18 protein-coding genes and 1 riboswitch are annotated in these 18,860 nt (G+C 38.2%); of the genes, 9 read left to right on the top strand and 9 right to left on the bottom strand.

Translation table 11 applies throughout. The features are described from left to right. Positions 1-351: 351 nt before the first annotated feature. Entirely contained in the window at positions 352-1,542 is a 1,191-nt protein-coding gene (megL, locus tag MHH64_RS00005) for a methionine gamma-lyase (protein ID WP_251660209.1), read from the bottom strand. A gap of 183 nt (positions 1,543-1,725) precedes the next feature. Between megL and rarD the strand changes: the two genes are divergently transcribed. The 4 genes from rarD to MHH64_RS00025 all read left to right on the top strand — a co-directional run bounded on the left by rarD (position 1,726) and on the right by MHH64_RS00025 (position 7,074). Next, the gene (rarD, locus tag MHH64_RS00010) at positions 1,726-2,631 is read left to right on the top strand and encodes an EamA family transporter RarD (RefSeq protein ID WP_303448382.1); all 906 of its coding nucleotides are present in this window, start codon (positions 1,726-1,728) and stop codon (positions 2,629-2,631) included. A 131-nt stretch (positions 2,632-2,762) separates the two neighbouring features. Next, a riboswitch (SAM riboswitch) is annotated at positions 2,763-2,875 on the top strand. 406 nt (positions 2,876-3,281) lie between these two features. Beyond that, positions 3,282-4,979, top strand: a complete 1,698-nt coding sequence (locus tag MHH64_RS00015; protein WP_340002434.1) for an O-acetylhomoserine aminocarboxypropyltransferase/cysteine synthase family protein — start codon at positions 3,282-3,284, stop codon at positions 4,977-4,979. A gap of 551 nt (positions 4,980-5,530) precedes the next feature. Beyond that, the gene (locus MHH64_RS00020) at positions 5,531-6,427 is read left to right on the top strand and encodes an SGNH/GDSL hydrolase family protein (protein WP_340002436.1); all 897 of its coding nucleotides are present in this window, start codon (positions 5,531-5,533) and stop codon (positions 6,425-6,427) included. Positions 6,428-6,438: 11 nt separating this feature from the next. Then, positions 6,439-7,074: a YpmS family protein gene (locus MHH64_RS00025; protein WP_251660206.1), complete on the top strand. Its 636-nt coding sequence runs from the start codon at positions 6,439-6,441 to the stop codon at positions 7,072-7,074. 155 nt (positions 7,075-7,229) lie between these two features. Here MHH64_RS00025 and MHH64_RS00030 read toward each other — a convergent pair whose 3' ends face one another. After that, positions 7,230-7,850 (bottom strand): hypothetical protein, encoded by a 621-nt coding sequence (locus MHH64_RS00030; RefSeq protein ID WP_303448383.1) that lies wholly within the window; start codon positions 7,848-7,850, stop codon positions 7,230-7,232. A 489-nt stretch (positions 7,851-8,339) separates the two neighbouring features. Here MHH64_RS00030 and MHH64_RS00035 point away from each other — a divergent pair, with 489 nt between their 5' ends. Further along, the gene (locus MHH64_RS00035; RefSeq protein ID WP_095307721.1) at positions 8,340-9,959 is read left to right on the top strand and encodes an ATP-binding cassette domain-containing protein; all 1,620 of its coding nucleotides are present in this window, start codon (positions 8,340-8,342) and stop codon (positions 9,957-9,959) included. Between the two features lie 76 nt (positions 9,960-10,035). On the opposite strand, the gene MHH64_RS00040 is transcribed toward MHH64_RS00035, so the two are convergent. Beyond that, entirely contained in the window at positions 10,036-10,983 is a 948-nt protein-coding gene (locus MHH64_RS00040; protein ID WP_095307720.1) for an NAD-dependent epimerase/dehydratase family protein, read from the bottom strand. Positions 10,984-11,010: 27 nt separating this feature from the next. After that, entirely contained in the window at positions 11,011-12,201 is a 1,191-nt protein-coding gene (locus MHH64_RS00045) for a glycine C-acetyltransferase (RefSeq protein WP_303448384.1), read from the bottom strand. A 200-nt stretch (positions 12,202-12,401) separates the two neighbouring features. Between MHH64_RS00045 and MHH64_RS00050 the strand changes: the two genes are divergently transcribed. Further along, positions 12,402-12,533, top strand: coding sequence for a hypothetical protein (locus MHH64_RS00050; protein ID WP_262366376.1), 132 nt, complete (start codon positions 12,402-12,404; stop codon positions 12,531-12,533). A gap of 139 nt (positions 12,534-12,672) precedes the next feature. Here MHH64_RS00050 and MHH64_RS00055 read toward each other — a convergent pair whose 3' ends face one another. Next, positions 12,673-13,476: a 3D domain-containing protein gene (locus MHH64_RS00055; RefSeq protein ID WP_118888476.1), complete on the bottom strand. Its 804-nt coding sequence runs from the start codon at positions 13,474-13,476 to the stop codon at positions 12,673-12,675. 252 nt (positions 13,477-13,728) lie between these two features. Further along, positions 13,729-14,616: a DUF1002 domain-containing protein gene (locus MHH64_RS00060; protein ID WP_118888475.1), complete on the bottom strand. Its 888-nt coding sequence runs from the start codon at positions 14,614-14,616 to the stop codon at positions 13,729-13,731. A 140-nt stretch (positions 14,617-14,756) separates the two neighbouring features. Here MHH64_RS00060 and MHH64_RS00065 point away from each other — a divergent pair, with 140 nt between their 5' ends. The 3 genes from MHH64_RS00065 to MHH64_RS00075 all read left to right on the top strand — a co-directional run bounded on the left by MHH64_RS00065 (position 14,757) and on the right by MHH64_RS00075 (position 16,527). Then, positions 14,757-14,924, top strand: a complete 168-nt coding sequence (locus MHH64_RS00065) for a hypothetical protein (RefSeq protein WP_187393116.1) — start codon at positions 14,757-14,759, stop codon at positions 14,922-14,924. Positions 14,925-14,959: 35 nt separating this feature from the next. Then, complete coding sequence (locus MHH64_RS00070) at positions 14,960-16,159, top strand: MFS transporter (RefSeq protein ID WP_095307727.1); 1,200 nt, start codon at positions 14,960-14,962, stop codon at positions 16,157-16,159. A gap of 122 nt (positions 16,160-16,281) precedes the next feature. Continuing rightward, positions 16,282-16,527, top strand: a complete 246-nt coding sequence (locus tag MHH64_RS00075; protein WP_095307715.1) for a DUF1450 domain-containing protein — start codon at positions 16,282-16,284, stop codon at positions 16,525-16,527. A 57-nt stretch (positions 16,528-16,584) separates the two neighbouring features. Here MHH64_RS00075 and MHH64_RS00080 read toward each other — a convergent pair whose 3' ends face one another. The 3 genes from MHH64_RS00080 to MHH64_RS00090 form a co-directional block, all read right to left on the bottom strand. Then, the gene (locus MHH64_RS00080) at positions 16,585-17,760 is read right to left on the bottom strand and encodes an iron-containing alcohol dehydrogenase (protein ID WP_095307714.1); all 1,176 of its coding nucleotides are present in this window, start codon (positions 17,758-17,760) and stop codon (positions 16,585-16,587) included. A 17-nt stretch (positions 17,761-17,777) separates the two neighbouring features. Beyond that, on the bottom strand, positions 17,778-18,155 hold the full coding sequence (locus tag MHH64_RS00085) for a RidA family protein (RefSeq protein WP_095307713.1): 378 nt from the start codon (positions 18,153-18,155) through the stop codon (positions 17,778-17,780). A 75-nt stretch (positions 18,156-18,230) separates the two neighbouring features. Next, entirely contained in the window at positions 18,231-18,857 is a 627-nt protein-coding gene (locus MHH64_RS00090) for a lysozyme family protein (RefSeq protein WP_095307711.1), read from the bottom strand. Between the last annotated feature and the right edge of the window lie 3 nt (positions 18,858-18,860).

An 18,860-nucleotide genomic window follows, 5' to 3' on the forward strand; every position in this document is an offset into this window, starting at 1 on the left:
ACTCACCTGGACTGGTAGCGCATCGATATCGTTTTTATTAATTCCACAAGTAATAACTGGTGAGCATATACTAATATACTTAGACTCCTGTGGGAAGAAGAGCATCGGTGAGACTACGCAGTGCGACAGCACAAGGAGGCTCAACAGCTCCCCTTTGGATGCGCGAATTATATTTCCGGAGCGGGTAGACGCACAATCCATTTAAATACACTAATCCACATTTTATATAAACTTCAAGTTAAAATATCCCTCCTACCTATCCAATTCTATTATTAAATTACAAATAAAATACACGTCCATGCTAGAAAATAATTAGCATTAGACGTGCATGTAAAATGAGTGCTGCTTTTCTTATAATTGATCTAAAGCCTGCTCTAAATCAGACCAAATATCTTCCCACGCTTCCAGTCCGACTGAAAGTCGAATGAGCTGGTCTGTGATACCCATTTGTTGCCGAACTTCATATGGTATGCTTGCATGTGTCATTGTAGCAGGATGCTCAATTAACGTTTCGGCATCGCCTAAACTTACTGCAATTTTTAAGAAACCCAATTGATTCAACAACTGCTGCGCTTGCTGTTTATTCCCTTTCACATCAAAGGAAATGATTCCCCCTCCACGTTTCATTTGTCCTTCCATTATCGCAAGATCCGGATTGTCGTCATCTTCTGGATAATATACGTTAGCGACTTGCCGGTGCATCTTCAGCTGTGCCACAATTTTTCGGGCATTGTCACAGTGACGGTCCAAACGAACCGCCAATGTTTTTAAACCACGCAGTAAAAGCCATGCATCAAATGGAGATATAACCCCGCCGATATCTTTTTGTGTTGTATTGGAAAGCATATCAATAAAGGATTTTTTGCCAACGACTAAACCTGCAATTACATCTCCATGTCCGCCGATATATTTCGTTGCACTATGAAGGACAATGTCGCACCCTAATTCCAATGGTTGCTGTAAATAAGGAGAAGAAAATGTATTGTCCACTACAACCGGAATACCGTATTCCTTTGCAACCTCTGCCACCTGCTGTAAATCGATTAAGCGCATCGTTGGATTAATCGGTGTCTCTACATAAATGACGGTCGTTTCTGGCCGAATAAGACTGCGAAGCTCTTCCTTTGATTTCATCTCCGAAAAATCAGTAGTTATATTATACTTTTCTCGCATCATCGTTAGAAATCCAAACGTACATCCATATAAACCCGATGAACATATAATGTGATCATTTGCTTTGGTGAGTGCAATGAGAACAGCTGACACTGCCGCCATTCCCGATCCAAATGCAAGACCAGCTTCTCCCTTTTCTAAAGTCGCAATACGCTCTTCAAGCACACGGACGGTTGGGTTCCCCAGGCGAGAATAAATATAGCCCGACTCCTCACCGGCAAAGCGACGTTCCCCCTGCTCCGCAGTTTCAAATGTATAGGTAGATGTTTGAAAAATGGGTGTGGAAAGACTCCCAAGCATTTCTTTAGTATCATAGCCTTCATGGATGACAGCCGTTTCAATACGTTTTTGATTTTGTTTTTGTGTCATCGTCAAACCCCCTCTTAATAGATGTCTCTTACGCTCACATCTATCATATCGAATACAACTCAATTATGAAAGCGTTTTCTAAAACTTAAGCTAAGCTAAGTGATTGCTAAATTGGTAAATTCCATCTACTATTATAGAAATGTTAAAGGTTGTTCAAAAAATCCGCTTAGGAGGGAAAATATAATGGATAATCGGCATACGAAAACCGGCATCATCTATACATTCAGTGCCTACCTCTTATGGGGGATTATTACAATGTACTGGAAACAAATTGATTATGTTCCAGCTGGGGAAATTCTAGCACATCGAATAGCATGGTCAGCAGTATTTATGCTGCTTCTTGTCATTTTTCTTGGTAAATGGAATAACTTCATACAGGAATGCCGACAAATTATGAAAAAGAAAAAGCAATTACTTGGGATCACAGCTGCCGCGATTGTGATTACATTAAACTGGTTTCTATTTATTTGGGCAGTTGTTCAAGGACATATCCTGCAAGCAAGTCTTGGATACTATATCAACCCGCTTATTAGTATTTTACTAGGAATTATCATTTTGAAAGAACCTGTAACGAAAGGTCAATTACTTTCCTTTATTTTAGCAGCAATTGGTGTGCTTTACTTAACATTCAGTTACGGTGTATTTCCATGGATTTCACTGCTGCTAGCAACCACATTTGCATTATACGGGTTACTGAAAAAAACAGTGAATGTCAGCGCAATCTCCGGGCTGACAATTGAAACATTGCTTATTACACCAGTCGCACTTATTTACTTATGGATTATTCCAAGCGGTTCATTTACTTTTACACCATTTATAACAGTTACGAACCTATTTTTAATTGGAGCGGGTATTGCTACCGCTGTTCCACTATTGTTATTTTCCAGTGGTGCAAAGCAGATTCCTCTAGCCATGGTAGGTTTCCTGCAATATATCACACCTACCATGATGCTTGTAATTGGTGTGTTTTTCTATAAAGAGCCCTTCTCACAAGCACATCTAGTTACGTTTGCTTTTATTTGGACTGCTTTATTTATATATATGGCGTCTATTTATAAAAATTCGCAGCGTCGTTTGAGAACACATTAAAATGAATCTCTGGCTTTAGGTAAATCCTGCAACATGCAATTACATTCAACCTAATTTAAACTTTTCAGAAAACATCATTGACAGATAATAGAATTCATTGTATACTCACACTAACTTAAATAATGCAACATCTCTTATCAAGAGCGGCGGAGGGAATAGGCCCTATGAAGCCCGGCAACCTTAAAGCATTAACCTGCTTGTAACGGTGCTAAATCCTACAGGGTAAAAACCTGGAAGATGAGAGGAGGAACGGTTCGTACATACGCCCTCTTCTTAGGAAGAGGGCTTTTTCATTTTCCCTCTTCAAACACAAAAGCGTAAGCGCCCGGTTAGCGACGTACGGACTGAGCCACAGGAGATAAAGGAAACACGCCCCTTTAGGGGTATGCCGATGTTAGGCGTAGCCTGGTTTAGTCGGCCATCCTTTTACCTAGAGTCAATGTTGACTTTCACCACAAGGGTATAAGTGCGACTAGGCCACATGTCTTAGCCAGTCGGCAAGTCTTCTTTATCGTACGGAGGCGAGGGAAGTCTCGCTACAGCTTTAGCGCTGGAGCTGGACGTGGCTGTTTCGGTAGCCAAGTGATCCACGGTATTAAAGTTTATAGTTTTCTAGTGAAAAACATAACATTTCAAGGAGGAATTTTATTATGTCACAATTTCAGCCAGAAACGGTATTACTTCATGGTGGTCAACAGCCGGACCCAACTTCAGGTGCGCGTGCTGTTCCAATCTATCAAACAACTTCTTATGTTTTCCGTGATACAGAACATGCACAAAACTTATTTGGTTTAGCAGAATCAGGTAATATATATTCTCGTATTATGAATCCAACGGTTGATGCATTTGAACAGCGTGTTGCTCAGCTGGAGGATGGGGTTGGTGCTGTTGCAACATCATCCGGAATGGCTGCTATTACGCTAGCAATTTTGAATATCGCGGAAGCTGGGGATGAAATTATTGCGGACAGCAACCTATATGGCGGTACGTACAATCTCTTTGCAGCGACCCTTCCACGCTATGGGATTACAGTAAAATTTGTTGATGGTACAAAACCGGAGGAATTTGAAGCTGCGATTACCGATAAAACAAAAGCTATATTTGGTGAAATCATCACAAATCCAAGTCTTTACGTATTTGATGTAGAAGCTGTTGCTGATATTGCACATGCTCATGATATTCCATTAATTATTGATAATACTTTTGCCCCTTATATCGCAAAACCGCTCACTTGGGGCGCAGATATTGTTATTCATTCCGCAACAAAATGGATCGGCGGTCACGGAACGACAATTGGCGGGGTCGTTGTTGATGGTGGAAGATTTGACTGGAATAACGATCGATTCCCTGGCTTCACCGAGCCTGACGAAACATATCACGGCTTAAAATATAAAGATCTTGGTCCAACAGCATTTATTACAAAACTTCGTGTTCAATTATTACGTGATATCGGGGCATGCTTAAGCCCCCAAAGTGCATTTTTATTTTTACAAGGACTAGAAACGCTACATTTACGAATTGAAAGACACGCACAGAACGCAGAAAAAGTTGCTGCCTATTTACAAAAACATGAAGCAGTAGAATGGGTCAGCTTCCCTGGTTTAAAGGAACATCCATCACATGGGCTTGCTAAGAAATATTTCAAGAGCGGCTATGGATCGATTATTACATTCGGTATCAAAGGGGGACGCGATGCAGGTAGAAAGCTAATCGACAATGTGAAGCTATGGTCACATGTAGCAAATGTTGGAGACGCTAAATCCTTAATCATCCATCCTGCTTCAACGACACATCAGCAGCTAAATGCTGAAGATTTGAAGAAAAGCGGTGTAACTGAAGAGCTTGTCCGCTTGTCGATTGGACTAGAAGCTGTAGAAGATATTCTGGCAGACTTAGAGCAAGCAATTGATCAAGCAACTGGAGTTAATCAAGCTGCACAACAATCGAATGACGCTGTAATTAAAAGCTTGCTTTCCTCTCCATTTAATCGTCAGGAAGGTATTCGCAAAAAAGTTATTGCTAGCATCGGGATTGATCAAAGCGAAACGAAATCCTTAGAAAAACTTGGTTTTGAAATCATTTCTGTAGAAGATGATCCAGCTAATGAATTATCTGTAATTTCATCTCCTGTTGATGCATTATGGGTTAAGGATAAAGAACTTCCAGCTGCAGTTATTGAACAATTGGTAAATAAAGAAATAAAATTTATTTTTGCCGAAGGAGCAGCAAGCACAAATCAAACATTGCAGCATGCAAATGCGACGGGAATTATTGTTACAGAGGTAAATCCAGCTGCATTAGCACTTCAGCTTCGAAGCAATAATACGCAAGCAACTGTTACAGTTTAAACACTATATATAATCAGGTTTACATCTCCATCAAACCGGGAATATCCCCAAAGAGTGGACCTAAAATTTAAATCGCCTTCTTTAACAGAGGGCGATTTTTTAATTAAGCATTATATTTCGTTATGTTCGTATTTAAAGGAAAGTGTGAACTCATGTGTAAATAAGGATTGTGCGTATACTGACTTCCTATTATTAGTAGAATCTGCTGGAACAATTTCGCTCCTGTCCCAGTAGTTCACCGCTATATTTATGATGCAACAAACAATCGATATTTAAGATCAACTTCAAGTTTAACTTTTTATATTATTGATTAAACTTATAATGGATGTTCTGAATAAACGATTAAGATATAGACACTACGGATCTTCCTTGAAATAATGGATAACAAGCAATACATATATAGCCAAACACCATGATTTCTTTAAGCATAATTTTACAGGAGTGCTTGAAAGGGTATATAATTTATAAATCCATTTCGAATAGTTATAAAGCGGACAAATTAACCTTTTTTCCATATTATATTAAGAGATAACTGCATAGGTGTGATTAACTTGAAAAAGTATGTTTATATAACCTTTTCCCTTCTGATTATCGGAGCTTTCATTATTTTTTTTATGCAACCGTCAAATGAAATGAGTAAGGAGCCAGCCACTCAGCCCGAGCAAGATATGCAACAAGAATTTGAAGATCATGAAGTGAATGATGAGTCGGATACAAGTAAAGAAAACCAAAAACAAGAAGAAGATACTGATCAAACGGGATTTCCACCAAATATATCTGGTGCACTACAGAATACAATTAGTTTCTTCAGTAATCAAGAAACCAAGATTGTGGCAATCGGTGATTCACTTACCCAAGGTGTTGGTGATGAAACGGATCAAGGTGGTTATATTGGAATATTAGACCGAACAATCAATGATGGATTGCAATCTGTAGAGATTGTTAACTTTGGGAAGCGCGGGAATCGTACAGATCAATTGCTCAAGCGTCTGGAACAGGAAAAGATCGCCAGAGAAATAGCGGATTCCGATTTAGTACTGATTACAATTGGTGCAAATGATATTATGAAAATCGCCAGGGAAAACATTATGCACCTTGTTATCGATGACTTTGTTGCCGAAATGGATGGCTATGAATCCCGAATTCGGCAAATATTTGAGACCATTATTGCATTAAATCCAGACACTCATATATATCTTGTCGGCTTTTATAACCCTTTCCAACAATATTTCAAGGATATTAAAGAGCTCGATTTAATTGTTGGAGCCTGGAACACTGCAAGCAGCAACATTGCTAGTGAATACGAAAATATTACATTTATACCAACCGAAGATTTATTTACAGTGAAAGCCACGAACTTATTTGCTGAAGATAATTTCCACCCAAATTATGAGGGGTATTATCTAATAGCTGAACGAGTACTTGACTATATTACAAATAGAAGATAAGGATGAACGCTATGTCAGATAGAAAACAGCGTTTGAAACGTAACAAATGGAAAAAAGCTTTCTATAGCTTGCTAATCTTTAATGGCATTGTTTTTGTTGTGCTTCTCGCACTCTTATTTGGACCTGTTCCGGAAAATAAAGCTCCAGTCCGCCATGAACGAGGCGATCAAGAAAGCTCTGAGTTTATTATACGAACATCAAAACAGAATTTGAATAATCTCGTCAATGCATACATTGAACAATTACTTGGAGATTCAGATCATTACTATCGTATATCACTTGATGAAGATGTCCATTTAATTGGAGAGCTGCCTGTGTTCTCAACAACGGTCCCACTTTCTGTTCATTTCGAACCATTAGTGCAGGATAATGGCGACCTTATTTTAAAACAAAAGTCCATATCGGTTGGCTTATTAGAACTCCCAAACAAAAAAATCATGGAATATATGGCTGACTTACTTCCAATGCCAGAATGGGTTACGGTCAATCCGCAAGAACAGGAAATTTATGTGGCAGTTACAGATATGGATATTCGCAGTAATTTTCATGTTGCAGTGGAAACGATAGACCTCGAGGCAAACAATCTAGCCTTTCGGTTAAAGATTCCATATGAAACACTAGGTCTGGAGATGTTAGGCCCATGGTAACCGGCCGGGAACACGGCATTCCTTTTTATCATCGGTTTGAGCTTTAGCGCTGCATGGACGTGGCTGTATTGATAGCTAAGTATCCATAGCATTCCATATTTAAAGCTTCCTGACCATAAAAAAAGAACCATTTACAATGTAGATGGTTCTTTTGCTTATTTTAAACCCAAGCGTTTAAATCGAGAAGATAATAGAAAAATAAATGATTGCTTTGGTATGGCTTGGTCTTGTATTCTTTCTTCAAGTGGTTTCTGCTTCTGATAATCTCCAAGAATTCCCTTATATATCAGCTGCATCCCTGGGTAACTACGAATATCTGCGGGTGTAATAAAGCTAATCGGTTTGCCAAATTGAAACCTCTTCATATCTCGCAGTACTGTTGCAACAAACTCGGAGCAAAATAGGGCATATTTTCGATTAATCTCTATTTCCATCATTACACCGAATAAACCAATAAAATTATATTTATAAAGCTGTTTTTTTGCTTCAATTTCTTTTATATTATGAATGATACCTTCATATTCTTCTTCCGTAACTGTAAAACTGTATAGCTCACAGGTTGAACGCTTTAAAAATTCACTTTGAATATCTTCCCTAATAAATCCACCGATAAATGGATTTCTCGGCTGCTTTCTTCCAAAGCTGTACAGTTCGTTTAATTGCGGATCAAAACCGATAGAGACATGATTTAATGACTTTTTCGTGTAGTAATTTATTGCTTTCGATAAATAACTGCCTGTATCGGTAAAAAGGAAATAAATGATCCTTTCACCCATGCCCTTCCCCCCTTTCCGTTATGGGCAATAAAACAATTGATTCTATAAAGCAGGAAAGCATATAGCTTTCCTAATTGCATAAGTGTATCTAAGACAGGTACCTATAAGCTTGGCATTTCTAATAGCCTTTTGTACTACTATTACAAAAAATAGGCAAATATACAAGTTATTTTTTGTGCTTACACTTTTCACTGATTAAACTGACATATATTTCATGAACAAATAAGAGCTTCCATCGACTAAGATTATTAGAATCAAGACGAGTAGACTATTAAAACGTTTTATAATTATGTCTAGATCTATAAAGTAAATAGCCGATAAATAATAATTACTTCCTATTTAATATAACATATTACAATACAGCGAAATAGGAAACCTATAAAACATTACCAATTTTGTAAAACATGCTATGGGGTTCTTGCAAAGTTGCGTCAAATAACGTAAGCTTACCATGATTACTATTTATTTTATTGGAGGAAAAGACCCAGAATGATAACTGTTACTAATGTTAGTTTACGATATGGTGATAAAAAGCTGTTTGAGGACGTAAATCTTAAGTTTACTCCTGGAAACTGCTATGGCGTTATTGGTGCAAATGGTGCAGGAAAATCAACTTTCCTGAAAGTATTGTCTGGTGAAGTTGAGGCACAGTCGGGAAATGTTTCCATGTCTCCTGGTGAACGACTTGCTGTCTTAAAGCAAGACCACTTCGCTTATGAGGAAAACGAAGTAATTGATACGGTTTTAATGGGACACGAAAAGCTGTATAAAGTAAAGCAAGAAAAAGATGCAATTTATATGAAAGCTGATTTTTCAGAAGAAGATGGTATGCGTGCTGCAGAGCTAGAAGGCGAATTTGCTGAGATGAACGGTTGGGAAGCTGAATCGGATGCAGCTGTATTGCTAAAAGGTCTTGGTATCGAAGAATCGCTTCATACGATGAAGATGGCTGAGCTTACTGCCGATCAAAAAGTAAAAGTTTTGCTTGCTCAAGCCCTTTTCGGCAGCCCAGATATTCTATTACTCGATGAGCCAACTAACGGACTTGATATTCAAGCAATCCAGTGGCTGGAAGAATTCTTAATTAACTTTGAAAACACGGTTATCGTAGTTTCTCACGACAGACACTTCTTAAATAAAGTATGTACACATATTGCAGATGTTGACTACGGGAAAATCCAAATTTATATTGGAAACTATGATTTCTGGTATGAATCCAGTCAGCTCGCTACGCAAATGGCACAGGATGCGAACAAAAAGAAAGAAGAAAAGATTAAAGAGCTACAAGCCTTTATCGCTCGATTTAGTGCAAATGCGTCGAAATCGAAGCAGGCAACATCTCGTAAGAAAATGCTCGATAATATTACATTAGATGATATTAGACCTTCTTCCCGTAAGTATCCATACATTGCTTTTACTCCTGAACGCGAAATCGGAAACGATTTATTACGCGTCGAAGGGCTAAGTAAAACAATCGAAGGCGTAAAAATCTTAGATAATGTTAGCTTTACGATGAATAAGGATGATAAAGTTGCTCTTGTTGGAAAGAACGATATTGCCAAAACGACTTTATTAAAAATCTTAGCAGGTGAAATGGAACCTGATGAAGGAACATATCATTGGGGTGTCACAACATCTCAATCGTACTTCCCTAAAGATAACGCGAAATTCTTTGAAAACGGGAATTTAACACTAGTTGACTGGCTTCGTCAATATTCTCCAGAAGATGAGACAGAAACGTTTTTACGCGGATTTTTAGGAAGAATGCTGTTTTCTGGTGAGGAAGCATTGAAAAAGGCGAATGTGCTATCTGGTGGTGAAAAAGTACGTTGTATGCTGTCAAAAATGATGCTTTCACATGCAAACGTACTAATGCTTGATGAACCGACAAACCATCTAGATTTAGAATCTATTCAATCATTGAACAATGGGTTAATTAAATTTAAAGGATCCATTCTGTTTACATCACATGACCACCAATTCATTAACAGTATCGCAAATCGTTTAATCGAAATTACACCAAAAGGTATTATCGATAAAGAGATGAGCTATGATGAATACGTACAAGATCGCAAGCTGCAAAAACAAATTGCAGAAATGTATGCATAAAAACACGAAGTGAAGGCGCCTTTATTAGGCACCTTCACTTATTTTTTCACGAATGCCGAATGCATCCCCTATTTTATTAAACTGCTACTTTCTTTCTAATTTTATCAAGCATATCAACCGTCATACGATCGAGATCATATTCAGCCTTAAATCCCCATTCCTCCATTGCTGCTTGAGAACTGATTGAATTCGGCCAGCTATCAGCGATTTGTTGTCTAACCGGATCTACTTTATATGAAAGCTTAAAATCCGGCAGCTGTTTTTGAATCGATTTGGCAAAATCTTCTGGTTGTGCAGACATTGCCGAAATATTAAAGGCATTGCGATGAATTAACTTTTCCGGATTTGCTTCCATTAAGTGAACAATCGCATTTAATGCATCTGGCATATACATCATGTCCATATAGGTGTCTGCAGCAATATACGATTCATATGCGTTGTGTTTCACCGCTTCATAATAGATTTCAACTGCATAATCTGTTGTTCCACCACCTGGGGGAGCAACATACGAAATTAAGCCTGGAAAACGAACACCCCTTGTATCCACCCCATAGCGCTGGTAATAATAATCACATAAAAGCTCACCAGCAACCTTATTGATGCCATACATCGTGGTTGGACGTTGTAATGTATTTTGCGGCGTATTATCCCTTGGTGTCGTTGGACCAAATGCACCAATTGAGCTTGGTGTAAAAATTTGCAAATGGAATTCCTTTGCAACCTCTAATGTATTGAGCAAACCACCCATATTTATATCCCAAGCAACCTTCGGAAATGCCTCCGCTTTTGCTGATAAAAGTGCTGCAAGATGCATAACCGTATCTACTTCATGCTTTTTAACAACATGCAAGACTTGTTCTATATCTGTAACATCCATCACTTCAAATGGCCCTTGTTCTTCAATCCCATCAATCTTCCGTATATCGGTCCCAATAACTTGATCGGTTCCATAAATACCCCGCAACTTGCCTGTAAGTTCGGATCCAATTTGTCCGAGAGCACCCGTAACTAGAATTTTTTTCATCTCCAAAACCCCTCTATGCAATCGAAATTAAATTAAGCCCATTTCTTTCCCTACTTTTTCATACACAGCAATCGATTTATCTAGCATTTCCTTTGTATGAGCAGCTGTCGGCATATTACGGACACGCCCCGTTCCACGTGGGACAGTTGGAAACACAATTGATTTCGCATAAATCCCTTCTTCAACCAAACGCTTGCTAAACTGCTGCGCTACCTTCTCATCTCCAATAATGCATGGCGTTATCGGCGTCTCACTAGCACCTATTGTAAAACCTAATGCTTTCAAGCCCTGTTTTAAATAGTCTCCGTTTTCCCAGAGTTTTTCATTTAATTCCGTGCTTTCCATAAGTAATTCAATTGCCTTTGTACTAGCAATCGCATCTGCCGGTGAAACAGCTGTAGAAAATAGGAATGGACGTGATCGCACCTTCAGCCAGTCAATCAGGTTGGACTTGCCCGCTACGTAACCACCAACTACTCCAATAGCCTTCGAAAGCGTTCCCATTTGAAAATCTATTCTATCCTGTAAACCAAAATGTTTAACTGTACCGGCGCCTTTTCCAGTAACTCCCGAGCCATGTGCATCATCAACATACGTAATTAAATCATATGCTTCTGCAATTTCAACTATTTCTGGAAGCTTTGCAATATCCCCGTCCATTGAGAAGACACCATCAGTGATAACCATTATTTTATTAAAATTGCCAGTTGATCTTGCTTCCTCAGCCTTCCGACGTAAATCATCCATATCCGAATGCTCAAATCGAATTATCTTTGCTTTTGAAAGCCTACAGCCATCAATGATTGACGCATGATTGAGAGAGTCTGACAAAATCGCATCATTTTTATCCATAACCGCTGATATCGCAGCCATATTACAATTGAAGCCAGATTGATAGGAAATTGCCGCCTCCGTTCCTTTAAAGGCTGCAATTCTCTCCTCTAACGCAATATGGAGATCAGAAGTACCATTAATTGTACGTACTGCTCCTGACCCAACACCATACGAACCTATTGCTTCACTTGCTGCTTGTTTCAAACGTTCATCTGTTGCAAGTCCAAGATAATTATTAGATGAAAGGTTAATTAACTCTTTTCCCTGAATCCGTATAACTGGACCATTCGCTCCCTCTACTGTATCAATTTCATTGAATAGCCCACGTTGTTTTAAATCTAAAATACTACCATTTAAAAAATTGTCTAATGTCTTACTAGTCATACGGTAAAACTCCTCCTTAAACACAGAAATACTTCCATATTTAAGTTTAACATAAAACGCTTACATTTGATTTGTGTATATACAATTTGATTAAAAAATTTCGTTAATAATTTTTAAGTTTACTGTATTTTCCTATAGTAGTTTTACTCTATTTCTACTATACTAGTTTATAGACATTTTACATCTTGGAGGAAGCATGCATGAGAAGGATATTATTGGGATTATTCGTTATTATTATTCTTACGATTGGAATAGTTGGGTATACAGAATTAAACAATAAGCCAAATGAAGTCATTGAAGAATCGAATCACTCCACAGAGATACAATTATAATTGTTTATAAGCGGGTGCAAGATTTTATTATATTGGAAGACATATGCAGATAGAGAAATTCCATGTTTTTTTAGCCGCAAAAAAAGGAAAGCACATTATAACAGTGCTTTCCTTTTTGTTAATGCTTCGGGCTAAAAAATTATTTAATAACCGTTACGTTAACTTGCTGAGCACCCCAATTTACTGCTTCTTCTTTCGTTGGGACATGAAGGTCGATTTTATTACCTTTAATCGCACCACCAACATCTGCTGCTGTTGCGTAACCATAACCTTCAACGTAGACCTCTGAACCTAAAGGTATTACATTCGGGTCTACAGCAATTACTTTTGCATTGGGATTAGCGTTTAAATCTACCCCTGTAGATGTTACTCCAGAACAGCCATCACATTTAGCTGTATAGGCAGTTGCCGTTACAGTGATTGTTTCCCCTTCAGGGCTCTGTTCTGAACTGTCTTCTGAACTCTCTTCTGAACTCTCTTCTACTTTCTCTGTTTTAACGGAAGCTTTCTTTTCATCAGCTTGTTTTTCCGTTTCATTTTCTTGTTTTGGCGCTTCTTCAATCTCAGCTGGCTCTGAATCTTCTTGACTAACATTTACACCATTTATTTTTAGATCTTGTCCGATAACAATGATATCGTTTTTAAGATCATTCCATTCCTTCAATTCATCTACTGTTATGTCATATTCTTTTCCAATACTGATCAATGTATCCCCTTGCTTTACTGAATACATGTTGTTAATAAACAGTAATTGCTTTGGGTGAATGACAGTAGATTTTAAATCATTTATTTCAGTTAAATCCTCAACGGTTGTATCGTATTTATCTGCAATCTCCCAGAGACTTTCTCCCTTTTGTACTTCGTGTTCTTCAGCTGAAACTGTTGTTGTAGCCGCGCCAGCAATAAAAATACCTGCAGCGAGTGCTGCTACTAGTTTTTTCATCTGATGTACCTCCTTGAATTTCTGACAATGATTATCGTACCACAGGCAAACTGCAAATACAGTTACAAGACGTTTAAGAGTCTATTACAAGGATTACTATTTTCATATTTTTGTTACATTGCGTAATATTCTTGATACAAAAGACTCAATTTATCATTTTTTCCTATTACAAAACAGGAAATTAGACACAAAAAAGAGAAGTAGCTTCTTTTCCACAAGACTACTTCTCTTCTCTATTAAAACGTATCTACTTTAATTAAATAAACCGCCTAGGAAATCGCCAATTGATTTAAATAGCTCGCTGAAGAAATTAGCAACCTTTTCCCAGAAACTTGCATCAAGACCTAATTCATCTGCTTTATCTGCAATTGAATTAGCAATATCCTCGAGCTGATTTTTCACTGCTCCAAAATCAATGTTTAGATCTCGCATTTTATCAAAAAGATTTACAAGCATTTGCCGATCTTCATCACTTAAACGAATCTCTAATTTATCCAATTGCTCGCTGACAATTCGTTCTACATCTTCTTTTGTTGCCGGATTTTGCTCCGCAATCATCTGTTTAATTTCGGTAAGCAATGTACTTACTTCATCTTGCGTAATATCTTCATTTTCAGCAAGATCTGTAGCTACATTCAGCTCTTCATTGGCTAATTCCATCCGTTCTTTGTCTAGTTCTTCGCCTTCTACGTCGTATGCCTTATAAATACCCGTTAATGCTGAATGTCCACTAACTTTGATTGGTGATACAACGTCCACTGTTGCATTTTCTGCACCAGCAGTAAGTAACGCATTTTCATACATCGATGCTGTAACTTGTGTTATATTTTCCGGAGTAACAATATTAACTGTTATCCCTTCTCCTTCATTTTCCAGAAGAATTCTTGCTGAAGAGTACATATTGGCATTTGGATTTCCATTAATAAAATTTGCATAATCCTGTCCACTGACGTCGTGTGCTTCAAATGTATCCGTATCTTCAATATTTAACGCTTCTCGAACTTGGGCTCGCTGTGAATCATTTAACTTCTCTCCATAAATTAGTATCGTATTGGACGCCGCTGATACCGGCATAGCAAACGCGATAAATAACGTTAGAACCAACAGTGACAATCGAATAATCTTTCCATTAAATTTCATGTTATATGTCTCCTTTTTATTCTCACTAAAAAATCAAATTTAACCTCCGAATTAACGTAATAGCATTAATTGCTGTTTCTCTTCAAGCGTTTTAAAGCCATACTCTTGAAGGACTAACATTCAGCGGGGGAAAGCCCCTAATGAATGTAGTTTTACTTTTATCTATTATAACGCTTGGATATAATTTTGAACATCTTTTTCACGAATCAATTCCGTATGATGAGCAGATAACTTTCAATTTATTTCGTATTGGTGTATATTTAGAGTACCGAAATAAATTGAAAGAAAGAAGGTTTTTGGAATCATAGATACTGACCAAGCGGCTAAACGTAATTTGGCTATTATGTGGTTCGCCAATTTTTTTGTTAGTGGTAGTATGACAATGGTAATTCCATTTATCTCCTTATATATTAATTCAATGGGGAATTTCTCCGACTCCTATGTACAAACCTGGTCGGGGTTAACGTTTGCAGTAACATTCATTGCTGCATTTATCTTTTCTCCAATATGGGGAAGAATAGGAGATAAATATGGCAGAAAGAATATTTTAATTATCTCTGCATTTGGGATTGGACTATCTGTATTTTTAATGGGGTTTGCCACATCAGTATGGCAGCTTTTTTTATTGCGATTGTTTATGGGAATCGTAACCGGATTTATCCCAATGTCACAAGCATTTATATCTGTACAAACACCGAAAGAAGTCGCAGGGAAAGTACTCGGGACGCTGCAAACCGGGAGCATAACTGGAGCGCTAATGGGACCAATGCTCGGTGGTGCATTAGCAGATATATTTGGGTATTCAAGCACATTTAAATGGGTTTCCATTACAATATTCATTTCAGGATTCCTTGTCATGTTTGGAATCAAGGAGCTGCAAATCAATATATCTAATGATAAAAATGATTTTAAATCGTATAGCAGTAAAGAAGTATTGCAGCATATTCTGAGTAGACCAGTATTACTTGTCGTGATGTTGCTCTCAACATTGGTACAGATTGCACATTTTAGCATTCAGCCAATACTTTCTTTATTTGTAGCTGAAATTCACGGCCCCGTTAATATTGCATTCTTTGCCGGGCTAGCTTTTTCAGCAGCCGGGTTAGGGAATCTTCTCATGTCCCGAAGATGGGGCAAGATTGGAGACCGTATTGGTTATATAAAGATATTAATCATCCTCTTATTTATGGCCGGTATTGTCTATTTCCCTGGAGCATTTGTAACGAACATTTGGCAGCTCGTCGTACTGAGATTCCTACTTGGTGTTTCAATTGGCGGTATTGTTCCACTACGGATTGCATATATTCGTCAGGAAGCACCGTTATCAATGCAAGGTGAAGTGCTTGGCTATAACACAAGCCTGCGCTTCCTGGGAAATATTATCGGCCCAGCACTTGGCGGTATAATTGCTGCTACTTGGGGATTCTCTTCTGTATTCCTTATCACAAGTTTATTGCTTATTGCTAGTGGTGTAATTATGCTTGTAGCTTGGTATAAAAGCGAGAATTCACCAAAGCAAGCTCATTCCTTTTCATCAAGATAGCAGGCTTAAAGCGGGTGGATGTTTTGCTTACGTGGCTAGACCGAAACAGAATGATTGATTTCTAGACCCAAATATGCTAAAACTAACTAAGTCTTAATTATTAAGGAAAGAAAGTGATAGCAATGGGTATAGTCGTTGTTGAAGTTTGTGACGGTAATGCAATCACTACTTTAAATATAGAAGAAATTATCGAAGCAGAATTTCCGGAAGTAGCCGTGCTAATGAATGAATGTTTATCATTTTGCGGATTATGTCGAGTACGACCGTATGCACTTGTAAACAACAAACGCGTTTTCGGTAAGACTCCGGAAGAATGTTTGGAAAAAATACGTGAGGAAATAAAAAAAGAACTGGCTATCTATCAATGATATGCCAGTTCTTTTTCTACTTTATTTGACAAAATATTTCCTGGGAAATAGTCGAAATTATTCGGTTAAGCTCGCTGTGAAAATTGCAATCGAATCCTGTTTGTTTAACCGCTTGAAGTTACCATATTCCGGGCTAGCACTAACCGTTTTTTCACCCATTAATTCAACCGTGCTTTCATCGATAGCATAGTCGGCTAATGTCGCTGGAGCTCCAATAGAATTCCAAAACACTCGGAGTTTATCAATTCCTTCATAGGCAATTTCCTGATCTGATTTACCTGTCGTACTTACACCAAATACACGAACTGCTAATTGTTTGAAGCGTGGTGCATTATTTTCATCCAAAACATGCTTCATCCAATTCGGAAAAAGAATTGCTAATCCTCCGCCATGTGGAATATCATGCACTGCTGATACGGCATGCTCTAAGTTATGGGTCGCCCAATCTCCACGATAACCCATGTTCAGCATATTATTTAATGCTAACGTACCACTAAGCATGATTGTTGCCCGGTGATCATAATTCTCAGGGTCATCAAGCAATTTCGGTGCAGTTTCCATTACAGTTAATAATATCGATTCACAAAAACGATCTTGCACCAATGTGTTTGGCGTTTCGTGGAAATAATGCTCAAGCACATGGGACATAATATCGACAATACCGTATACTGTCTGGGCGCGTGGTACTGTGAATGTATGTGCTGGGTCTAAAATAGAAAATGCAGGATACGTATACGGCGTTCCCCAGCCATGCTTCTCATTTTTCTCCCAGTTTGTGATTACCGATCCACTATTCATTTCTGAGCCTGTTGCAGCCAAAGTTAGAACAGTTCCAAATGGTAACGCTCCGTTTGCACGCTCTTTCTTTGTCACAATATCCCACATATCCACATCTGTTTTTGCACCGACAGCAATTGCCTTCGTACAATCAATAGTACTTCCACCACCAACTGCAAGCAGGAAATCAATTTGCTGCTCTTTACAGATGGCTACGCCTTTACGGACGGTTGAAATACGTGGATTAGGCTCTACGCCAGGCAATTCAAACACATCTGCTCCAAGCCTATCGAGCTCTCTTTTCACATCATCATAAATGCCATTCTGTTTAATGCTTCCCCCACCATAGACAACTAAAACACGATTGCCATACGGTCTTATTTCATCAGCGAGCTTCTCCAGCTGCCCTTTACCGAAAATTAATTTCGTCGGATTCTGATACGTAAAATTTTCCAAATTAGATTCCTCCAATATTATTTGGTATATGCTACGACATCCATTTCAACTAAAACATCCTTGGGTAGTCGGCTTACCTCAACAGTTGCTCTAGCCGGATATGGCTCTGTTAGAAAGCTGCCATAAATTTCATTTACCTCAGCAAAATGATCCATTGAAGATAAATAAATCGTAAATTTAACAACTTGAGAAAAATCGCTTTCCGCTTCTGCCAAAATTGCTTTTAAATTTTCAAGTACTTGTTTGGTTTGATTTGCAATACCATCAACAATTTCACCTGATGCTGGATCTATCGGAATCTGTCCTGACACATAGACAAAATCTCCTGCCTGAATTGCTTGTGAATACGGTCCAATTGCTGCTGGTGCTTTTTCTGTTTGAATTACTTTCACCATTTGAATTCCTCCCATTGTATTTGTTTTGTCTAAAATCTTTCTTTTCTATAATCATACCAGTTTCTTCGCTATTCTTCATTCAGGAGCTAATACATCTTTATACTGCATAACAGATCTGACATAGTATATATCTCCGTAGCAGGCGTCGTATTGCTTTGCTTCTTCCCGCAGACATGTATAGATGGTTGGATCAGAAGCGTTCTCATACATTTCTTTAGAAAATGCAATTGCAATATCCTGTGAGTAGCGTCCAGTTTCTGCATGTACATAATCAATAAATCCTCGGCCGAAATTATACGATTGGATGGCAAGTTCTAGGTCATCATCTGCATCCGCCAATGTTTTCGAAAAATAATAGACCCCTTGTTTAATAGAAAGCTCAGGATCCTTAATACACCCAATTTCTCCACAATAGCTTTCCGACGATTGCATCGGATCATTGCCTCTCCCACCTGATTCCTGCATCATCATTGCTTGCAGAACATCGACATAATCTTCAACACCATATTCCTTCGCGTACGTTTCAATTAAAGGCTTATAGCTCCGAACTTCTTCACTGATTAAGGGAGATGATCTTTCAGGACGGAATTCCTCTTGTTTTTCAAAAGTCAAAAACGACACTAGTAAAAATACACCAATTAAAATAAACACTACACTGAAGGTTTGCTTTGTTATCTTTTGTATCTTCCGTTTTAGCTTCATATC

The sequence above is a fragment of the Oceanobacillus sp. FSL K6-0127 genome (genome assembly GCF_037983385.1).
GTDB classification, from domain to species: Bacteria; Bacillota; Bacilli; order Bacillales; family Amphibacillaceae; genus Oceanobacillus; species Oceanobacillus profundus.